The following is a 1112-nucleotide window of genomic DNA, read 5'->3' as shown; positions in this document are numbered from 1 at the left end:
AGACAGCTCGGTGATATAGTAAACGATATATATGTAAAGAATCGTGTAACAGTTGAAAAGGATACCGCTAATACAAAAAGCGATAGTATTGAAGATACTAGCGAAACGACATCTAGTTAGAGCTGGAGTGACCTATTCATGATGTTCAGAGCCTTCATTTTTTTCGCACAACGACAGAGTTCTAAGAGTCGGTGGGGAGATTGGAAAGGGACCTGCAGTTACCGATAATGCGACCGAATATTTTCCTGAGAACTTTAATGATCATGTAGAATGGTCATACATTGTTAGCTGAGAAATATGCAATCCTGCATAAGCAGTAAGAATTAATGGAAGAGTAGTGTTGAAAGTGGACTGGGAAGCATTAACACCAGATGAATTTGTTTTGCTAACTCTACGCCTGGTTGAGGCAATGGGATTTTATAATGCTCAACGTATTGACGGCACGGGAGATCGCGGTATTGATGTTGAAGCGTACTTACCTGCTCGCATACCAGGCATAGTGGCAAGGAGCCGAAAATGGATCTTCCAATGCAAGCATACTAAGATAATAACTAAAGCAATCATTTCAAAAGAATTGGCTAATTTTGAGGCTGGTGGGATCGATACATGGTTGCTGGTTACAACTGCTAAACCATCTCCAGAGATGCGCAGGTGGCTAGGTAAGTTAGAAGAAAATAAACCGTTCCATATCCAGGCTTGGTGGATGGATGATATTGAGAGATATATCCATGAATACATTGATAGCCTTCGCAGTCACTTACCTGATCAGGTCCTAAGGAAGCTTTCTCTAGATAAAGACCTTGAAAAGAGCAGCCTAGTTAGTATGCAAGCACTTACCGCCGGGTTCCGGTACCATGTAGACACCCAAGTTGATCGGTTTGCAAAAGGTAAATATATTCCAAAATTATATGTTCGCCGAGCGCTTCAAGAAGATGTGTACGCATTTTTGGGTCCAGAGCAAGATATTGCTAGGGAAGTGCAAGACATTTGTGTTAGCTCTATCAAAGAGGCGTTAAGACAACTTCAAGAATATTTAATTATCTACGATAGAGATATCGAGCAACTTCAAGGCGAAATTATAGAAATTGCAAAAGATTTGGCAGCTAAGACTG

The 1112-nt window shown here is 40.8% G+C and carries 1 protein-coding gene; it reads left to right on the top strand.

The annotated features are described in order from the left end of the window. Positions 1 to 337 precede the first annotated feature (337 nt). A partial coding sequence (locus ACYC56_RS08245) for a restriction endonuclease (RefSeq protein WP_461373703.1) occupies positions 338 to 1112 on the top strand: 775 nt, incomplete at its 3' end.

The sequence above is a fragment of the Candidatus Aquicultor sp. genome, from assembly GCF_054640775.1.
The sequence above is the reverse complement of the archived record's forward strand: the minus strand, read 5'-3'. Positions and strand labels throughout refer to the sequence as shown.